This window comes from Nocardiopsis oceani, from assembly GCF_054777395.1.
This window is the reverse complement of sequence record NZ_BAAHAR010000033.1, coordinates 40646-60255: the sequence shown is the minus strand read 5'-3', so window position 1 is coordinate 60255 and position 19610 is coordinate 40646. Positions and strand designations below refer to the sequence as shown.

The 19610-nt window shown below is 69.2% G+C and carries 16 protein-coding genes; 10 read left to right on the top strand and 6 right to left on the bottom strand.

All coding sequences use genetic code 11. The features are described 5' to 3' along the window. Positions 1-182 precede the first annotated feature (182 nt). Both ACYVDG_RS20340 and ACYVDG_RS20335 read left to right on the top strand, forming a co-directional pair. Positions 183-2081: an SPFH domain-containing protein gene (locus tag ACYVDG_RS20340; RefSeq protein WP_460755486.1), complete on the top strand. Its 1899-nt coding sequence runs from the start codon at positions 183-185 to the stop codon at positions 2079-2081. Then, positions 2082-3542, top strand: coding sequence for an SPFH domain-containing protein (locus ACYVDG_RS20335; RefSeq protein ID WP_460755483.1), 1461 nt, complete (start codon positions 2082-2084; stop codon positions 3540-3542). Positions 3543-3648: 106 nt separating this feature from the next. On the opposite strand, the gene ACYVDG_RS20330 is transcribed toward ACYVDG_RS20335, so the two are convergent. From ACYVDG_RS20330 to ACYVDG_RS20315, 4 genes are all read right to left on the bottom strand, one after another. Continuing rightward, positions 3649-3837, bottom strand: coding sequence for a hypothetical protein (locus ACYVDG_RS20330; protein ID WP_460755480.1), 189 nt, complete (start codon positions 3835-3837; stop codon positions 3649-3651). A 164-nt stretch (positions 3838-4001) separates the two neighbouring features. Continuing rightward, positions 4002-4658, bottom strand: coding sequence for a hypothetical protein (locus tag ACYVDG_RS20325; protein ID WP_460755477.1), 657 nt, complete (start codon positions 4656-4658; stop codon positions 4002-4004). A 75-nt stretch (positions 4659-4733) separates the two neighbouring features. Continuing rightward, the gene (locus tag ACYVDG_RS20320) at positions 4734-5342 is read right to left on the bottom strand and encodes a DoxX family protein (RefSeq protein ID WP_460755473.1); all 609 of its coding nucleotides are present in this window, start codon (positions 5340-5342) and stop codon (positions 4734-4736) included. A 122-nt stretch (positions 5343-5464) separates the two neighbouring features. Further along, positions 5465-5998, bottom strand: a complete 534-nt coding sequence (locus ACYVDG_RS20315) for a CGNR zinc finger domain-containing protein (RefSeq protein WP_460755468.1) — start codon at positions 5996-5998, stop codon at positions 5465-5467. Between the two features lie 56 nt (positions 5999-6054). On the opposite strand from ACYVDG_RS20315, the gene ACYVDG_RS20310 reads away from it, so the two are divergent. The 6 genes from ACYVDG_RS20310 (at position 6055) to ACYVDG_RS20285 (ending at position 12891) form a co-directional block, all read left to right on the top strand. Then, on the top strand, positions 6055-7251 hold the full coding sequence (locus tag ACYVDG_RS20310) for an MFS transporter (protein WP_460755465.1): 1197 nt from the start codon (positions 6055-6057) through the stop codon (positions 7249-7251). 15 nt (positions 7252-7266) lie between these two features. Further along, positions 7267-7965: a ribonuclease HII gene (locus ACYVDG_RS20305; RefSeq protein WP_460755462.1), complete on the top strand. Its 699-nt coding sequence runs from the start codon at positions 7267-7269 to the stop codon at positions 7963-7965. 213 nt (positions 7966-8178) lie between these two features. Next, on the top strand, positions 8179-10659 hold the full coding sequence (locus ACYVDG_RS20300; protein ID WP_460755459.1) for an AAA family ATPase: 2481 nt from the start codon (positions 8179-8181) through the stop codon (positions 10657-10659). Between the two features lie 59 nt (positions 10660-10718). Then, positions 10719-11450 carry a nucleotidyltransferase family protein gene (locus ACYVDG_RS20295; protein ID WP_460755456.1) on the top strand — a complete coding sequence of 244 codons (732 nt, stop codon included), beginning with the start codon at positions 10719-10721 and terminating at the stop codon, positions 11448-11450. Between the two features lie 26 nt (positions 11451-11476). Beyond that, a complete protein-coding gene (locus ACYVDG_RS20290; RefSeq protein ID WP_460755453.1) occupies positions 11477-12274 on the top strand; it encodes a tyrosine-protein phosphatase in 798 nt (265 codons plus the stop codon). 200 nt (positions 12275-12474) lie between these two features. Beyond that, the gene (locus ACYVDG_RS20285; protein ID WP_460755446.1) at positions 12475-12891 is read left to right on the top strand and encodes a DUF3592 domain-containing protein; all 417 of its coding nucleotides are present in this window, start codon (positions 12475-12477) and stop codon (positions 12889-12891) included. A gap of 40 nt (positions 12892-12931) precedes the next feature. On the opposite strand, the gene ACYVDG_RS20280 is transcribed toward ACYVDG_RS20285, so the two are convergent. Next, positions 12932-14545: a hypothetical protein gene (locus ACYVDG_RS20280; protein ID WP_460755633.1), complete on the bottom strand. Its 1614-nt coding sequence runs from the start codon at positions 14543-14545 to the stop codon at positions 12932-12934. Positions 14546-14747: 202 nt separating this feature from the next. Beyond that, positions 14748-15035: a three-helix bundle dimerization domain-containing protein gene (locus tag ACYVDG_RS20275; protein WP_460755442.1), complete on the bottom strand. Its 288-nt coding sequence runs from the start codon at positions 15033-15035 to the stop codon at positions 14748-14750. Between the two features lie 579 nt (positions 15036-15614). Between ACYVDG_RS20275 and ACYVDG_RS20270 the strand changes: the two genes are divergently transcribed. Both ACYVDG_RS20270 and ACYVDG_RS20265 read left to right on the top strand, forming a co-directional pair. Beyond that, positions 15615-17681 carry a SpoIIE family protein phosphatase gene (locus ACYVDG_RS20270; RefSeq protein ID WP_460755439.1) on the top strand — a complete coding sequence of 689 codons (2067 nt, stop codon included), beginning with the start codon at positions 15615-15617 and terminating at the stop codon, positions 17679-17681. Between the two features lie 304 nt (positions 17682-17985). Further along, entirely contained in the window at positions 17986-19539 is a 1554-nt protein-coding gene (locus ACYVDG_RS20265; RefSeq protein ID WP_460755628.1) for an RNA polymerase sigma factor, read from the top strand. Positions 19540-19610 lie beyond the last annotated feature (71 nt).

Here is a 19610-nt window from a genome sequence, read left to right as displayed (position 1 = left end):
AGCTGATTCCCAGTCACACTCGGGAAACAACCCATGGGTTTCGGTTGGTGGGCGTGAAAGGCTAGACGCAGACCACTACCGCTTTTTCGTGCGTCAACCCCGTCCCGACCTGGAACCGGAAAACGGTACGCCGCGTCGAAGCCGATAGTTCCCGACCTTCCTGTGACAAGGAGTGCATGCCTATGTCGTTCGCGCAGACCGTGCGCGGCGCGGCCGGTGCGGTAGCCCAAGGGGGCGACCCGCGCGAGGTTGTGACCGACGCAGTGCAACAGGCCGCTGGCCAAGGAGCTGCTGAGGGCTCCGGCCAGGGGTCCGGTCAGAGTGCGGAGGGCGGACTCGACCCGCGGGACTTCGTCGCCGCGCGTGAGCAGGGCGCCTCCGTCGACACCCGGATCGAGCAGAAGAGCGCCGCGCTCGGCAACGCTGGCGAGGCGCTCAACCGCAGTTACTACGAGCGCGGCCGGGGCGGCCCGGTCCACGTGATCTGCCCGATGGTGATCCCACGGGGCCGCACGCTCGTCACGATGCTTCCGGCGATCGCCCTGGTGATCATCGGTATCGTCGGGACCGTCACGGTGGGCGCCACCCAGGCCGTCGGCCAGGGCGTCAACCCGCTGCTCAACCCGTTCTTCGGGATCCACTACTGGATCATCACCATCGGTGTGACCGCGTTCATGTGGTGGCGCCAGGGCATGGTCATGGTGCCCGAGGGCTGCGAGGCGATCGTCACCCGCTTCGGCAAGATGGAGAACGTGTACGCGCCGGGCAGGGTCACCCTGTTCAACCCGTGGAAGCGCGTCTCCTACATCGTCAACACCACGCGCGAGTACCCGTTCAACGCGCCGATCCGCTCCGCGCCCACCAAGAGCGGCGTCCAGGCCTCCGTCGACCTGTTCGTGCAGTTCAAGATCGAGCGGGCCACGGACTTCGTGTACACCCTCGGTGGTGTCCCGGGCCTCCAGGAGAAGCTCAACAACGCGATCAGCGAGACCACCCGAAGCCTCATCTACGAGCAGGAGGCCTCGGCGATCTACGACATGGTCGGTGAGAGCACCCAGGCCCTGCTCGAGCAGCTGAACCGGCAGTTCGGCGGTATCGTCGTCCTCACCAGCGCCAACATCACCCATGCCGAGCCCTCCAGCCAGGAGTACCGGATGGACCTGGCGGCTCCCGAGATGGTGCGGGTGGCCAAGGACGCCTACACCTTCGAGTACGAGCTGCAGTTGCGCAAGGAGCAGAACGAGGGTGACCTGAACAAGGAGCTCGCGACCCTCAACGAGACGCTCTCCGCGATCCAGGCCGACATCGCCCAGTACCAGGCGCAGATGGACACGGCCTTGGAGCGCGAGACCAACCGGGCCCGCGCCGTGGCCCGGCAGCGTTTCGTGGAGGCCGAGTCCGAGGCCAACGCCAACGCCGCGCTCCTCCAGGCCCAGGCCCTGGACATCCGCGCGGTCAGCGCCTCCGAGGCGCCGGAGATCCTCAACTACCGCTTCCGGGAGAACCTCCTGGACAAGCTGGAGGCGGTCTCCGACAGCCTCCCGCAGGTGCTGCGGATCGGTTCCGGGGACGAAGCCAGCGTCGACTACCTGCGCATCGCGCAGGAGATCATCGGCCAGGCCGATGCCGCCCTGTTCTCCGCCGAGGACATGGCCGCCATCCGCGAGCGGTTGGGCGACATCAAGGAGCGGATCTCGCAGCGCGAGCGGGAGATCGACGAGCTCGTCGAGGACGAGAGCGCCAAGGTCCGTAACCCTGAGACCGACGACCCGGGAGAGGACCGGGTCGAGGAGATCCGGCAGTCGGTGAGCGACGACGCCATCGACGAGCGCATCTCCGAGGCCACCCAGGACGACCAGGGGCCGTCACCGGAACCCCAGGCGCAGCAGCCCCAGCAGCCGCCGCAAGGGCAGCCCCAGCAGGCCCCGCAGACTCCGCAGGGGCAGCCCTCGCACTCTCAGCAGCCCCCGCAGGCGCCGCCCCAGCAGGCACAGCAGGCACAGCCCCCGCAGGATCCGCCGCCGCCCCCGTGGGCGCAGGGCGGACCCCAGGGCCACGGCCAGAACCCGGGAGGTCAGTAGATGAGTGAGTCCTTCAACCCCGGCGGCGGCTCCAACATCAAGGAGTCCCTCGCCTCATGGGGCGACCTCGCGGGACTGCTGCGCGGCGGCGACCAAGGCGCCATCGTCCCGGTCGTGATACCGCGTGACAACCGCGGTCTGCGCTGGACCATGCTGGTCTGGTTCGGCCTGTTCGCGCTGCTCTCGGCGCTGATGATGGCCGTCAACATGGTGGCCGGTGACGGAGCCGTTCTGTTCGGCCTCCTCTCCGTGCCGACCCTGATCGTCGGTGTGCTCAGCATCCTCGCCGCGGGCCTGTGGTGGTGGCGCGGATCGATCGTGGAGATCGAGGAGGGCACCACCGGCATCCTCACCAAGTACGGTGCCTTCGCCAAGAGCATCGGCCCCGGCCGCCACTACCTGTGGCACCCGTGGTCCCGCGTGGACTTCGTGGTGGACACCCGTACGGAGATCCCGTACACGGCGCCGGTCCTGGCCTGCCCCACGCGCGAGAACGTGCCGCTGAAGTCGATCGAGTTCTTCCTGAAGTTCCGGATCGAGGAGCCGTACCTGTTCGTCACCACCATCGGTGCGAGCAACTTCGACCTCGTGCTGTCCAGCGCTGTACAGGACGCGATCCGCCAGCGCAGCCGCCTGGTCAACACCGAGTCCGCCTACGACCTGCGCGGTTCGAACGTCGAGGACATGCGCCGCCTGCTCAACGAGCAGCTGCGCAAGTACGGCGTGGTCATCACCGGCTGCAACATCCCGGACGTGCAGCTGCCCAGCCAGTACCAGCAGCACCTGGCCACCCGTGAACGGGTCGCCAAGGAACTGGTCGCCTACGAGCAGGAGTGGGAGCTGGCCCGCAAGCGGCGCATCGACACCCTGCTCATGGACATCGAGCGGTCCAAGAAGACCCGTGACGCCAAGATCGTCGAGGTCAACGCCTCCCTCAACAAGGCGCGCAAGGACGTCGCGCAGATGTTGGAGGAGCAGGAGACCGAGGCCCAGCGGGTGCGGTACGAGATCGAGACGCGCGGCCGGGCCGACCTGGTCGCCGCCGAGAACGAAGCCAAGGCGCAGCAGCGCCTGGCCACCGCCTACCGGGACAACCGGGCCGTGCTGGAGTACGAGCTGGCCCGTCGGCGCCTCGACGTGGGGGCCGTGCTGGCCGAGCACGCACCTCGTCCGATCGTGGTGCAGACCGAGGGCGGTTCCGGGGACGGTTCGGCGCTGTCGACGCTCCTGACGGCGCAGTTGCTGCCGCAGGTCATGAACGGCGGGGGCGGCTCCTCCCGTTCGCTGGGCCCGTCGGCGTCCCAGGACGCCTTCGACGCCGCGCAGGGGTCGGTGGCCGCCGCGGCCGCCCGACAGCAGCAGCGGTCGGAGGGACAGCAGAGCCAGCAGGACACCGCGATGCGTCAGCAGTTCGAGCAGGGTCAGGGGCACGGCGGAAACCAGGGACGCCGCGGCCGCTGACAGCCGATTTCGCGAGCCGCCGTACTAGGCGGGCACGGGAAAAGGGGCCCCGCGAACACCCGGGAAGGTGTCGCGGGGCCCCTTCGTGCGTCGAGGTGGAGGGGCGTCAGCCCGTGGGTGACAGGGCCGAGTAACCGGCGATGTCGATCCCGTGCCGGGCGGCGATCTCCACCAGGTCCTCGACCTCACCGGCCTGAGAGGTGGCTAGGTCGTCGTCGCCCACGGCGTGGGCTCGGCGCAGCGCGGTGATCGCGTCGTGGATACGCAGGTGAAGGGTGAGCACGAACTCGTGCATGGAAACTTCTCCTCGGTGGGCGGCGCTGCCATGGGGGAGCACTTTGAGGGTGTCTCCCGGGGGAACGCCCCCATCTCTACAGGCCGAGGGTGAGAGTTGAGTTGGAGTGGGACAGTACCCGGCAAAGAGCCGGGTAAGAGTCCGTGCCGCTGGTCACGGAAAGGTCAGTGGTCCACCCAGATGTACCAGTCCCCGGAGAGGTGCTCGTAGATCCTGGAACCCTGGCCGGGCACGAAGACACCCGTGGGGATGTCCTCGGAGCTGTGCGCCAGGCCCGAGGTCCGGAGGATCCCGGCGCCCTCCACCGAGTAGTGGGTGACTTCCTCGCCCACCGAGATGCTCCGCAACGGATACATGCCGGTCCACTCGCCGTTACGGGAGGTGGTGGTGGGGCTGTCCACCTCGTCACGCAACTCGAGGAGCTGCTCGGAGGAGGCCTGTACGCGCATTTGCAAGGGCACGTCGGCGACGGAGAGCCCCAGCGCGATAGCCGCGATGATCGGGGCGGAGACCCAGCGCAGCCAGTAATAGCGGATCATGGGACGGGCGATGGCGAGCGCGATCCCCAGGCGCAGCGCGCCCATACCGGCCAGGAGCAGCCCACCGACCAGGCCGATCACGAACGTGGGAAGGTGCCCCCCGGGCACGCTGTCCTCGAAGAGCAGGACGAGTCCGATCACCGCGCACGCCGGGATGTAGAGCCGACCGGGTGGCCGCGAGGCCCAACTGATCAGGCGCTCACCCAGCGTCGGCTTCTCGGCGATCTCGATCAGCTTGGCCACGGAACCGTCGGGGTTCGGGCCGGGAGCTGAGGCGGACATGGCTTTCCCCCCACCGGAATCCGGTTTGTGGCGACGCGGTGCCCGGGAGTATCCACAGGGGATCGACGGGCCGCGTCACAGTCGATACGGCCGTCGTAGCGCGGCCTGTTCCACAGGATAGAGCAGTGGCGGAGCGTGTTCGGGGCGGCGGTGCGAAATGGTGGGAGCTTTCTCCCGTGTCGTGGTTGGGGGCCGGTGTCGGGCGGACCGGCGAGCGGGAGGCCGGGGAGCGAGGACCAGGTAGTCCCACGACCATCGTCCGCCGCTCACTGACAGGAGGACACACGCAGTCGTGACCAGCACGGTCGCGCCCCAGGACCCGAACGGGGACAGGTGTTCGGCGCCCGCTGCCAGGGTTCCGGCCACGGCTGCCAGGGCGAGCAAGGGGCCGGACAGCCATGTGAGCAGGCCCACGGCGAAGGCGATCGAGAGCACCACCAACAGCGTGGGGAGGAGCGGAGCGACGAAGGCCGCGATGGGCATCCCCGCATCCGAGAGGCGCTCGGCGATCGTCGTCTCCCGGTTGCGCAGCGCCAGGGCGTACTCCGCGAACACCCAGCCCACCCCCACTCGGGTGGCGGCGGAGGCGATGTCGTAGAGGCGTCCGCGACTGATGCGCGGCTTCGTCCGGGGCCTCGGCCGGGACGTCGGCCGTGTCGTGGGCGTGGTGCGCTGCATGTCCATTCCTCCCGGGCGGCCCGGCACGGCGGTTCCGACAAGCGGAAACTACCCAAGGTGATTGAACATTACTGGTTGTGGTCCACGGTGAGTCGCACAATGCCCGAGGGATTGGTTCCGTAGCCGTTTCACTGCCCTGCTTTGGTCGCCTGCTCGCGGTGCTTGCGGACCCGCATCCGGGTCGAGCAGCGGTCGGAGCAGTAGTGCCGGTTGGCCCGGTGCGAGCTGTCCAGGAACGGGGTGTCGCAGTTGTCGGCCCCGCAGGAGCGCACACGTGCGAGAAGCCCCGCCTCCCACGCCCGCATCACGGCGGGGATCAGGGCCTCGGCCACCCGGGCGACTGGACGCCGCTCCGGGCTCACGTGCCGCAGCGGGCCGCTCAGGGAGTTCACGGCGGGGGTGAGTGAGAACTCCGCGGCCAGTGCGGACAGTGCGGCGGGGGCCGCTGCCGGATCCGGGTCCAGGACCAGTGGGGCGAGGCGGTCGCGCAGAGCGCGGACCTCGGCGAGGTCGCTGGGTGAGGTGACGGTCAGGGCCAGCGGGGCAAGAGGGCCCGGGCGCTCCAGCGATTCCAGTTCCTCCGGCCAGGGTCCCACGGGGCGGGTGGCCACCAGGTCCAGGGTGATTCGCAACAGGCCTTCCACCGAGTGTTCCGAGGTCATCCCCCCATGCTCCCATGTAACGGTAGATTGTCGTAGTCAACCGTTACGTTGGTTGCATGAACTCACCGCTGAGAGCAACGCTCACCTCCCGATGCTTCTGGGTCTACTCCCTAGTCGCGGGCCTGTGCCGGGCGCCCGCGCTGATGGTCGCCGTCGCCGCGACCACGACCAGCCTTCTCATCACCGGCAGCATCGGCACCGGTGCCCTGATGACCACCGGCCACGTGGTCGGCATGCTCGCTGCGACCCCGGTCGCGGCCCGGATCGTCGGCCGCTGGTCGCCCCACCGCGTACTCGCGGTCCAGATGGGCGCACACGGACTGTTGTGGGCAGCGGTCTGGGCCGCGGCCGGGACCGGCCAGCCCATGTGGACCTGGTACCTGGGTGCAGCCCTGGCGGGAACGGTGATCGCGGGGTCCGGGGGAGTGGTCCGTTCCTTGCTCCTGCGCACCGTCCCCGAGGGCGCGGGCCGCTCCGCATCCACCGTCGACGTCACCTTCATGGACCTGCTGATCTTCCTCGCCCCGCTGGTTGTAGCTGCCGCCGCGCCGATCCATCCGCTGGGGCCGGTCGCCGCTGTCTCCCTGCTCAGCCTGGTGGCCGCCGCGGCGGTGCCCCTGACCGGACTTCCCGACCCCCGAACCGACGGAGCCAGGGCGGGTGAGGACCGCGCGGCCGCACACCGGCTCCGTTGGAACACGGCGGCGGTCTGCTGGATCGTGTTCGGCGCGGCCATCGGCCTGTACTTCGCCGCTGTGGAGGTGGGGGCCACCGCGCTCGTGGTCGCGTACGGATACGACGTGAGTACGGCCTGGGTGGTCTTCCTCCTCCTGTCCCTGGCCAGCATCGTCGGCGGTTATCTGGACGCCGCCCGCGTGCCCGGCCACCACGAGGCTGCGTGGGCGATCGGGGCCGCCACCCTGCTCCTCGTAGGCTGCCTGCTCCTGGCCGCGGGACCGCCCCTGCCCATGGCGGCGTTCGCACTGCTCCTGAGTGGTCTTCCCGTCGCGGCGCTCCTCGGCCTGCGCTCCCACATGATCGACACCGCCGTGCCCGCCCGCCAGCGCGCGGGGTACTTCTCCTGGGCCTTCGCCGCCCAGAACGTCGGCTTCGCCCTGGGCAGCGCACTGCTGGCGGTCATCGGGCAGTCCGCGCTACTGGTGGTCTCCGCGTTCACCACGGCTGTCGCGCTGGCCGTCTCCCTGCACCTGTCCCGCCCCGCACGCGAAGCGGCACGGGAGGCGACGCCATAGCTCTAAGGTTGTGCTGTGCCGACGACTTCGCAGAAGAACAGCCCGCCGCCCGCACCGACCTTCGAGGTAGAGGACGAGCTCCGTGCCGCTGGCGCGCGCGTGGTGGCCGGAGTGGACGAGGTGGGTCGGGGCGCTTGGGCCGGGCCCCTCCTGGTGTGTGCCGCCGTGCCCGGCGAGGGTGCGCCGCCCGCCGGGCTCACCGATTCCAAGCGCCTCACCCCTAAGCGCCGCCGTGGGCTCGCCGAACTGGTCGAGCCGTGGGTCGCCGACTACGCCTTCGGATGGTCCGAGGCGGCCGAGATCGACGAGGTGGGCATGACCGAGGCCTTGCACCGGGCCGCTCGGCGCGCCCTTGACACGCTGGAACCCAGGCCCGAGGGCGTCATCCTCGACGGTCGGCACGATTTCATCGGCCGACCCTGGCGGGTGCGCACCCAGGTCAAGGGTGATCTCACCTGTGTGAGCGTGGCAGCGGCCGCGGTCCTCGCCAAGGTGCGCCGCGACGCCCTTATGGCCGGACTCGCCGAGGAGCACCCCGGCTACGGTTTTGAGAAGGCCGCGGGCTACCCCTCTCCCGTGCACAAGACGACCCTGGCGGAAGCCGGGCCCACCCCGCACCACCGGATGAGTTGGGCCTACCTCGACGACCTGCCGCGCTGGCGCCACCTGCGCAAGGTCAGGCCCGCTCCCGGGGGCCAGATCCCCCTGCTGTGAGCCGGGCCCGGCGACGACACGCCGCCCCGGACTGGACATCCGCCCCCACTTGGGGCAAGGCTGTTCCTAGTCCACGGCCATGTCGCGGGTGCCGGTCCCCTCCGGTTGCCCTGGCCCGACCTTCGGCCCGAGCCCCTGACCCGCCCCCCCGGGCCCAGCGCAGGACGGGCCGTCGGGCCGACCACGCGACCCCCCACGCAGGAAGGGACATGGATGACGCGCGAGACGCGCTCGACCGCCGCCGCGCAGCCGGACCGCGCCTCGGGTCTGGACCGCCTGCGTGCCAGCTACCACCGGATCGCCCTCGGCAGGCGCCTGGTGGCCGCGTTGGTCGTGCTCACGGTGGTCGCGGTCATCGCCCTGTTGTCGCCGGTTCCGATGCTCTCGGCACTGATCGTGACGCTCCTTCTGCTGGTGGCGTTCGCCGCGTTGATGCGGTCCTTCGACGCCTTCCTCACCGTTGTGGTGTCGGTGGTGTGGCTGTTCATCACGGTGCCCCTCTTCCAGATCCCGCTCACCGGGGAACCGGTCACCCTGCTGCTCCTGCCGGTGCCGTTCCTGGCGGTCCTCGCGGCGGGCCGCGCCCGCGAGTTCCCCGTCTGGCACACGGCCCTGCTTGCGCTGACCGCCGGGCTCATCGTCGGGTTCTCCGTCGCTCTGCTCGGCATGGTCGTCGAACCCTTCCCTTCCGGCGCCGGGATCGGTGCGCTCTACCTCGCCGCGGGCGCGTGTCTGCTCTGGCGCTTGCTCGCGTCGGGGCAGGTGTCCAAGGAGAGCCGGGAGAACGACGAGAAACGGCGCAACAGCACCTCCAGGCCGTCCGGGGCCAAGGACGGACCCGGAACCAAGGACACCCCCAGAAGTAAGGAGGAGGCACCGCCCCTGCGCGGGCGCGCCTCGGACACCCCTCGACTGGGCAAGGCCGCCAAGGGCGAACCGGAGGGAGAGGAGGAGCCCGTCCCGGTCGACCAGGCTCTGGCCGAACTCGAGGACATGATCGGCCTCGACCCGGTCAAGCAGCAGGTCCGCGGGATCGCCGCCTCCATCGAGGCCGCCCGGCTGCGCGCCGACGCCGGGATCGCCGTCGAACGCCCCCTGCGCCACCTGGTCTTCTCCGGGCCTCCCGGTACTGGTAAGACCAGCGTCGCCCGCACCCTGGCCACGATCTTCCACTCCTTCGGCCTCCTGCCGACCTCGCGGGTTGTGGAGGCCCAGCGCGCCGACCTGGTCGGCGAGTACCTGGGTGCCACCGCTATCAAGACCAACGAGCTCATTGACAAGGCCCTAGGCGGGGTGCTGTTCGTCGATGAGGCCTACTCGCTGGTGAACGAGGGCGACGGCCAGTCCGACCGGTTCGGCAACGAGGCCGTGCAGACCCTCCTCAAGCGGGCCGAGGACGACCGCGACCAGCTCGTGGTCATCCTCGCCGGATACGAGAAAGAGATGGACGCCTTCTTGGCCTCCAACCCCGGTCTGGCCTCCCGCTTCGCCACACGCATCAGTTTCCCCAGCTACTCCGCGGCCGAGCTGTTCCGCATCGCCGAGTCGCTGGTGGCTCAGCGCGGTGACGCCCTTGCCCCCGATGCAGCCCGGACACTGCGGAGGCGGTTCGACCAGACCGTCCAGCGGGAGGCCGTAGACGAGTTGGGCAACGGCCGCTTCGCCCGCTCTATCGTCGAGAAGGCCTCTCAGGCCCGCGACGTGCGGGTGGTGACCTCCGGGGTGACCGAGGGCGAGCCCGCACCCCGGCCCAGCGCCGACGATCTCGTTACCGTGCACAGCCAGGACGTCGAGTCGGCCTACAACGAGCTCACCTCCCGCCTGCCCGGTTTCGGCGAGTCGCCCGGTTTGGAGGAGGCGATGGCCGAGCTCGACGGCATGATCGGCCTGGAACCCGTCAAGGAACAGGTGCGCTCGCTGGTGGCGCAGCTCCGGGTGGCGAGGCTGCGCGAGGAGCAGGGCCTGCCGCACCAGCCACCGATGCGCCACCTGGTGTTCACGGGGCCTCCGGGAACGGGAAAGACTACGGTGGCGCGCGTGCTCGGACGCGTCTTCTCCGCCCTGGGCATGCTGGGCCGTGCCGAGGTGGTCGAGGCCCAGCGCGCCGACCTCGTCGGTGAACACCTTGGTGCGACCGCCGTCAAGACCAACCGCCTGATCGACCGGGCCCTGGGCGGGGTGCTGTTCGTTGACGAGGCGTATTCCCTGGTCAACCCCGGATACAGCGGCGGTGACGCGTTCGGCGCGGAGGCCATCCAGACCCTCCTCAAGCGGGCCGAGGACGACCGCGACCGGCTCGTGGTGGTGCTTGCCGGTTACACGGCGGAGATGGACCGCTTCCTTGCCTCGAACGCCGGACTGTCCTCCCGGTTCAACGTGCGGGTGCGGTTCCCCTCCTACAGCCCTGACGAGCTCTCCGAGATCGCGGACACCGTGGCGGCCCGCAGCCATGACGCCTTCGACGACACGGCGCGGGACGACCTGCACAGCATCTTCGCCCACGTGTGCGAGACCGGTTGGATCGACGAACTCGGCAATGGGCGCTTCGCCCGTTCGCTCTATGAGAGGGCCTGTTCCCACCGTGATCTCAGGCTGTCTCAGGAGGTGGGGGAGGACGCCACGGCGACCGAGCTCACCGTGGTGACCAGTGGGGACGTCCGCAAGGCCTACTCGGATGCCACGCAACAGAGCTGACGCCCGCTGGACTAACACGTCTTGAGCCGCCGGCCGTGCCTGGTGCTACTGTCCGGTACATGACCGCTTCACCTTCATCCACCGAGTCCCCCGTCACGCAGGCGCTGATCCTTGCCGGTGGACAGGCCACCCGGCTGCGGCCCTATACCGATACCCGCCCCAAGGCGATGGTGGAGGTGGCCGGTCGACCGATCATCGACTACCAGCTGGAGTGGCTGGCCTCCCACGGGGTCGAGCAGGCCGTCGTCTCCTGCGGTTACAAGGCCGAGGTCCTGCGCGAGCACCTGGAAGCGCGCCAGGGCGGCCCGGAGATCACGCTGTTGGTCGAGGACGAACCGCTCGGCCGCGGCGGTGCGCTCCGCTATGCCGCCACCGGCCTCCGCGACCAGGAGGCCCCCTACTTCGCGCTCAACGGCGACGTCCTGACCTGGTTCCCCCTGGACGAGTTCACCCGGCACCACCGGGCCAAGGGCGGCCTGGGCACCCTCGCACTGTCCCAGTTCCGCACCACCTGGGGCATCGTCGACGTCGACGGCGAGGACCGCATCGAGGGCTTCACACAGAGCCCTCTCCTGCCGGTCTGGATCAACGCGGGCGTCTACCTGTTCGAACCGGGTCTGACCGCGCTGCTGCCGACCAAGGGCGACCACGAGTCCTCGACCTTCCCGGACCTGGCGAAGGAAGGCAAGCTGACCGCCTACCGCATCGACGGTTTCTGGCGCGGCGTCGACACCGCCAAGGACGTCAAGGAGGCCGGCGCCGAGGTCGAGGCCCTGCGCGAGAAGTCCTGACCGTTTTCTGGCGGGGTCCTGGGGTGGTGGGTATTGTCGCGAACGTGACGAATGACGGTTTCCTCCTCCCCAGCGCCCCCAACTTCCGCGACCTCGGTGGTCACCGCACAAGGGATGGCCGCACCGTACGTGGCGGTCTCCTCTACCGGTCCGACGCCCTACACAGCATCTCCGAGCCGGACCTGCCCACGTACAACGGTTTCGGGATCCGCCAGCTGGTCGACCTCCGCACCCACCACGAGCGGGGCCGCCTCCCCGACCAGGTTCCCGACGGTGCCGAGTACGCGGCCGTGGGCGTGCAGAACGCCGAGGCGGCCGGCGCCAACTTCGTGGAGCTCCTCGCCGACGAGGAACAGGCCCGGGCGATGTTCGGGAGCGGTGCCGCCGAGCGCTTCATGTTCGACGTCTACCGCGAGCTGGTCACCGACGCCGAGGCCTTGGAGGGATACCGGGACCTGGTCGAGCGCGCCGCCAAGGGACCGACCGCGCTGGTCTTCCACTGCAGTGCGGGCAAGGACCGCACCGGCTGGGGAGCGGCCCTGCTGCTCACCCTGCTCGGTGTGGACCGCGAGGCGATCACCCAGGACTACCTGACCAGCAACGAGCGCCAGGCCAACACCGACCACTGGATGCGCCAGCTGACGGAGCACAGCGGCCTGCCCTGGTCCGACGTCAAACCGATGACCCGCGTGCGCGCCGACTACCTGGACAGCTCATTCGGGCACATCGACGAGGTCTACGGATCCTTCGACAACTACGTCGTGGACGGCCTCAAACTCTCCGGCGGCACCCTGGAGAGCCTCCGCGAGCGCATGCTCCGGTGATCGTCCACGGGCCGCGCGGGACGGGTGATCCCGCGCGGCGGAAGGTCCGCGCTGAGTCGTCCGGAAGGGCCGAGCGGGCCGAGTCGGCCGGACTGGGAGCGTCGCTCCACACGGCCGACTGACGCTGGTGCGCTCGGGGCGCCGATGCATGGCCGTGCGACAATGCCCTGACTGTCTTGGTGGGCGGCTCAGGAGGCGCGGTGGGGTGGGGTTTCCTGGCGATGGCGGTCGGGCTGGTCCTCGTGGTGGTGCCCCTCGGCATGGGGGTCAACGCGTGGAAACGGCGGCGCACCTGGCATCGTGTCGACGGGACCGTCATCTCAGTACGGGAGCGAAAGGACCCCAGCAGCTCCGGCAGCGGCAACGCGAACTCCACCACCACCGTGGTGAAGTACCGCTTCGCTGATCCCAAGGGCAAGTACCGCACCGGTACCGATAACCCCGTCCTGCGGAAGCCGCGCCGAGGCGCTCAGCTCGTGGTCCGGTACGACCCCGACGCGCCGGACTCCAACGAGCCCGCCTCTGACTTCCCCGGCATGATGGTGTCGGCCGCGGTCCTGCCCGTCGTCGGCGCGGGGCTGGTCGTGTGGGGGTTCGTCCTCATGGTCGGTGTCTGACGGCCAGCTTCCGAACACCCGTGCCGACGCGCACCGGCTTTTAGAGCGAGTCCAGCCTTCGCCGCAGATCCCCTTCGCTGCTGGCGGAGTACAAGGTCTCGACCAGGGTCTCCAGCACCGTAGGCCGATCGATCCCCCGGTCCAGCATCCTTCTGGCCGCCGCCCACAAGTTGGCCGGACGGCCGTCCCACAACCTCTTGGCCAGCCTTTCGTGGCGGTCCAGCTCCCGCTCCCGCTCGGGGTCGTTTCCGGTCACCGGGCGGTACCAGTGGTCCTGGCCCGTCGAGTGGTGCCGACCGCTGTGCGGGGTGGCGGCCTCGTACTCGCCGTAGTGGTCGAGTCTGAGCAGTGCCCGGCGGCCCTTCGACGTCGCTGGGTCGAACTCTTCCGGAGCCCCCGTCACGAGTTCACTGGACAACAGCGGGAAGGCGAACATGCGCCGGGCCAGGGACGCGAAGTCGCCGTCGGGCAGCAGCCGGCGCACCGCCTCCTGGCGCAGACCCAGCGGGCGCGCCGGGTCCCGGTAGGTTCGGGAGAACTCGGAGGTTGCCTCCCACAGGGCGTCAAGAGTGGCGCTCACGGCAACCTCCGGCAGCTGGGTCCGCGGCCCGGCCCAGCGCACCCACGCCGCGAGGACGTGCGGCATCGCCTCCTGCTCCTCGGGAAGCAGCACCACCCTGCCGGGCAGCCAGTGCAGCAGGAACGACTCGATCTTGAGCGGGCTGACCCGCGTGGGGCGCCCGCTGTCCACGTTGCAGCCGTGCGCGATGATGTGGTCCGTGCACCGGCTGGCGGCGTAGGAGTCTGAAAGCTCTGCGGCCTGGTCCGACGCGAGGAAACGTGCGGCCAGGACCGCGCGCCGGTCGCGCCGCCAGACCGGGACGGGGGAGTCGGAGACGCCCTTGGGCGGATGGGGCAACCGCTGTACTCGGGCTGCTGCCAGGGCGAAGTGCGCCGCCAACGATCCGCCCGTGAGGTCGGAGGCGGCGATACCCACCGGCTCCACCGCGGGACCCGCGGAGGGGTCGGCGGCGGCCCCGGTGACCAAGCGTTCGGTGCGCTCCAAGGCACGCGAGAGCAGGGGGCGGGCCTCGCTCAGTTCCAGCTGCTCGAACCGGGCGAAGTCGTCGCTGCCCGCGCGCTCGCGGCACCGCTCCAGCAGCTGGTCGACCTTGGTGGTGACCCAGGCATCGCGCAGCAGCCCGCCGCTGTTGTGGTCCACGACCAGGATGAGCGCGTGTTCAGGCGGCAGGGAACCGGTGCTGTCGGGGGCGTCACGGCTGAACACACACACCACGTCGTCTGTGTCGCCGAAATGGTCACCGTTCACGTACACGGAAACGGGGGTCACCGCGCCCAGCTGGGTGGCCCAGGCCGGGGCCTGCAGGCCCCGTTCACGCAGCGCGATCATGCCTTGCTCGGCCAGCTCCCGCTGGGAGGCCGAGGTGCCCAAGGCGGTGACCCCGGCCAGGACGCCCAGTCCGGCCGGCTTGCCGGAGGCGGTGGCGTGCGTGATCAGGCCCTCGCCGAGCAGGCGCTGGACGTCGACCCCGGGGACCCGCTCACCCCACCAGGTTCCGAGGAGTTCACTGAAGGCCAGCTCGGCGTCGAGCGGGTGCCGCATCGCGAGCAGGGCTCTGGCGGCGCGCAGCATCTCCTCGAAAGCGGCGGCGGGAACGTCGGGGCCTGTGGGTGACGGCGTAGGGGAGGGCACGAGTCCGAGCGTATGCCAGTTGGAACCGGGTCTGGCCCCGGTTGTGGACGAGAGGGTCGACGGGCCTGAGAGCCGCACGGACCCGGGCGCGGAAAGGCCGGGCACGGGCCGTCGTGGTCCGTGCCCGATGGTAGATCGCGGGTCAGCGCGGTTCGGGAATCGCCCGGTGGCCGGTGAGCAGTGTGGTTCCCGAGTGGAGCGCGGTCCTCCTGGTCGTCTGCGAGGGCGGCACGGATTTCACCATCGCTTCGAGGTGCTCGCGGGCGACTCGCTCGACGAGGTGGGGTGTGACCGTGATGCCCAGGTGTTCGACGCAGTTCCAGGTATCGCTGACGCAGCGCTCGACGCAGCGGGGTGACAGCCCGCTGAACTCGTCGTGAAGCCTCGCCGAGATCTGCTTGAGATCCTGGACCGGGAAGGTCTGGAGCATTCTCGCTCACACCCCTAGCTGAAGATGGCCTGGACGGTGACCTCCACCTATTCCACTTGTTCTGGACGGACTGTCAACCCCTCCTGCGGCACGCTGTTGATAAAACCTGTGGGAGGTACGGTTTACTCGAGTCGCAACATCACCGCAGGTCATCAAGGCGAAATGGACGTTTCGGACATATAACAGTCCGGTTTCGAAGAGTTCGTCGCAAACCCGCCATCCTTGCCCAAGCCCGAGAATTATGGGAAAACACGCCCGTAAAAGCCCCGGTCGGCTGCGTCCTGAGGGGGCTGTGGCCTACTATTTGCCTTCCGAGTCCACCGACGGCCCCCCGCCACGACGGCCGTTGCGTGTGGACGGGTGTGTCTTATGCTTGAGCCGTGACAGCGGCCGAGAGGAGTCATGGAGCGTGACTCCTGGGAGCCGCGGAGCCCCCGATCGGATTCGGTACCGCGCGTCCCGCGCCACGGTGCCGCCGGGAAGGGGCGGCGTGCACGGTGCGCAGTGGACCACGCGGTCCAGAAACAGCCTCATCGAAACACTGGTGGGGATTCCGACGGCTCCGGAGGTGTCGAGCAGTTGAGCGCCGAGACGTCCATTCCCCCACCCCGGATCAGCGTGGCGGAACTGCCAGACGCGGTGAAATCCCTTCTCACGGATGCACCTATCGGATTCGCCCTGCTGGGACCCGACGACGTCTTCGGATCCATCAACCAGCGCATGGCCGCCGTCTTCGGCACCACCCCGGACCGCTGCCTGGGCCGCACACCGGCTCAGGTGCTCAAGGCAGCCGACGACCGCGCCGGCGCCTCCGCGCACAGTGACACCTTGGCGAGCGTGCGCGAGCACGGCCACGCAGTGCGCGACCGTCACCTGACCCCCTCCGGGCAGGCCTGGGACCTCACCTGGTTTCCGGTCAACGGGCCCGCCGACGGGGGCGAGTACATCGCCCTCATCGCCGCGCGGGACCACGAAGGCGCCGACCGCCAGGAGCACGACCGCCAAGAGCAGCGGGTGCGCGCCCTGCTGCAGGCGGGCAACCAGATCGTCTGGTCGGCGGGGCCCGGCGGCGACGTCCGCGAGGATTGTCCCCAGTGGCGCTCCATCACGGGTCAGGACCTGGACGACTATCTCGGCCGGGGCTGGCTGGACGCGCTCCACCACGACGACCGCTCCCGGGTCGAACGCGCCTGGGACGACGCCGTCCTGGACGCCACCCCATTCGACGCCACGTTCCGCGTGCGCACCCGTGCGGGCGGCTACGACCACTACCGTGCCCGGGCCAACCCGGTCATGGACGGAGCCGAGACCGCCGAATGGGTCGGCACTTTGGTGGATGTGACCACCGAACGCGAGGCCGACGAACTGCGCCAGCGCCTCAACCAGCAGCTCAGCGAGGCGGCGATGCGCACCGCCCGACTCCAGAAGGCCACCTCTGACCTGGCCGAAGCGCTCAGCGCGGACGAGGTCGTCCAGGCCATGTCGGAGATCGGCCGTTCCGGTGTGGGCGCCGACCACACCTCCCTGGCACTCTTCGACCGGGACCGCCTGCGCCTGCGGATGCTCTCCGCCGACGGCTGCGTGGGTCTGCCCGAGCGCGGTTTCGGACTGGACTACCCCGACGTGGCGGCCAAAGCCGTCGCCGACCGCGTGCCCCAGCTGGCCGCGAGCCTGGCCGAACTGCGCGAACTCATGGAGGACGCCGCCGAGGTCGAGGCGCTGGCCGATCAGACGCGTGAGCGCGCCTGGGTGGCGCTGCCCATGATGGCGGCGGGACGCCCCATCGGCGCGCTGCGCTTCTCCTTCGAGGCCCAGCGCGAGGTCACCTACGAGGAGCGCGTTTTCCTGGAGGCGCTCGCCGGACAGTGTGCCCTGGCCATCGGCCGGGCCATCGTCTACGAGCGCGAACACGGCACCGCGGAGGACCTCCAGCGCAGCATGCTGCCGGAGGAGCTGCCCGAGGTCCGTGGAGTACGCCTGGCCGCCTACTACCGGTCGGGCTCCCAACACGTGCAGGTGGGCGGCGACTGGTACGACGCCTTCCCCCTGCCCGACGGCCGTGTCGCCGGAGTCCTCGGCGACGTCATGGGCAAGGGCATCCCGGCGGCCGCGGGAATGAGCCGGATTCGCAACGCCTTGCGTGCTCTGGCCTTCTCCATGCCCGAACCGGCCGATGTGTTGACCGGACTCGACCGCATGTTCACGGCCACAGAGGGAATGGAACAGGTAACAACCCTGGTCTACTTCGTCCTGGACCCGGTCACCGGGCAACTCGACCTCAGCAACGCGGGCCATCTCCCGCCGCTGGTGGTCGCCGGTAGCGCGGGGCCGTCCCTGCTCGACACTGAGCCGGACACACCGCTCGGGGTCAGCTCGACACGAGGCCACCACAAATTCTTCGTGCAACCCGGTAACACCGTGGCCCTCTACTCCGATGGACTGGTTGAGAACCGCAGTCGATCCGTCGACGCCGGTCTCGACAAGCTCGTCAGTGTGGCGTCAACGGCTCAGTCCGAAGTGGTGGGCGATCCACAGCAGATGCTGGAGTACCTTGTTGAGAGCATGCTCGAAGGGTATGAGCAGGACGATGATGTCACTCTGCTCGCCGTTCAGCTTCCGGTGATCGATTCCGTGTCGGAGCGGTAGACCGTACGAATAAGTCCATTGCCTTGCCTACAGTGAAGAAGCCGTCGTGCCCCGTGAAGCGGGGGTGCCCCCGGCTTCCCCGCCCAGTGGGGACGATCCCAGGCCGCAGGTGGGAGAGGGTGCAGTGCCCGGTCCCGGCCAGGCGGACCACCGGGTCCGACAATCTCGCCACACGTCCGTTCGAGAGGTGTTTGTGTCATCTGCCAGTTCGACTCGCTCGAAGCAGTCCGAGTCACTGCAAGAGCCCGTCATTCAGCAGCTGATCGAGCGTGGGCGGTCCCAGGGCTTTCTTGAGCCCGAGGACGTGCGCCGTGCCTTCGAAGAGGCCGAAATCCCGATGTCGCAGGCGCAGTCCGTGCTCCGAAGCCTCGCCAAGGAGAGCGTGACCGTACTCGTACCGGAGTCGGCTTCGTCGCGGCGCAAGTCCACCAAGTCCGCCAAGGCCACCCGACGCAAGTCGGCTGCTCCTCGGTCCAGCACCACCAACTCGACCGCTGACGCGGGCCGGGCTGCCAAGCCCTCCCGTGCCGCGGCTGCCCAGGAACAGCCCGAGACGGTCACCGCCGTCGTCGACTCCTCCGAGGGGACCACCGAGAAGAAGTCCGCGGCCAAGAAGGCGACCGCGAAGAAGGCGGCGGCCCCGAAGAAGGCCGCGGCCAAGAAGACCACCGCCAAGAAGACCACGGCTACCAAGAAGACGACGGCGAAGAAGGACCTCGAGCTCGCCTCGGGTTCGGGCGAGTACGCCGAAGAAGGCCTGGACGACCTCGAGCACACCGGCGCCGAGCTGGAGCTGGTCGAGGACACGACGGACTCCGAAACCGCCGCCAAGCCTGCCAAGCCCGAGACCGTCGGTGCGCCCGTCAAGCCGAGCAAGGACGACGACTCCTTCGTCCTGTACGACGATGACGACGACGCCCCCGCTGCCCAGGTGATCGCGGCCGGTGCCACCGCGGACCCGGTCAAGGACTACCTGAAGCAGATCGGCAAGGTGCCGCTCCTCAACGCCGAGCAGGAGGTCGAGCTCGCCAAGCGGATCGAGGCCGGCCTGTTCGCCGAGGAGAAGCTCTCTGAAGACGCGGACGTGCTCACCTTCGAGCTCCGTGACGAACTGGAGTGGATCGCCGAGGACGGCGGCCGCGCCAAGAAGCACCTTCTCGAGGCCAACCTCCGTCTGGTCGTCTCCCTCGCCAAGCGCTACACCGGCCGCGGCATGCTGTTCCTGGACCTGATCCAGGAGGGCAACCTCGGTCTGATCCGCGCGGTGGAGAAGTTCGACTACACCAAGGGCTTCAAGTTCTCCACGTACGCCACGTGGTGGATCCGCCAGGCGATCACCAGGGCGATGGCCGACCAGGCCCGCACCATCCGTATCCCGGTGCACATGGTCGAGGTCATCAACAAGCTGGCCCGCGTCCAGCGCCAGATGCTCCAGGACCTGGGCCGTGAGCCCGCCCCGGAGGAGCTGGCCAAGGAACTCGACATGACCCCGGAGAAGGTCGTCGAGGTGCAGAAGTACGGCCGTGAGCCGATCTCCCTGCACACCCCGCTGGGTGAGGACGGCGACAGCGAGTTCGGTGACCTCATCGAGGACTCCGAAGCGATCCAGCCGGGCGAGGCGGTCAGCTTCACCCTGCTCCAGGAGCAGCTGCACTCGGTGCTCGACACCCTGTCCGAGCGCGAGGCCGGCGTCGTCTCGATGCGCTTCGGGCTCACTGATGGCCAGCCGAAGACTTTAGACGAGATCGGTAAGGTCTACGGAGTCACCCGTGAGCGCATCCGGCAGATCGAGAGCAAGACGATGTCGAAGCTCCGTCACCCGTCGCGCTCCCAGGTGCTCCGCGACTACCTGGACTAACCAGTACCACTGGTGCAGCCGGTCCAGGCTGGTCAGCCGACCCGAGAGGGCCCACATCCCAGGCTGAGCGA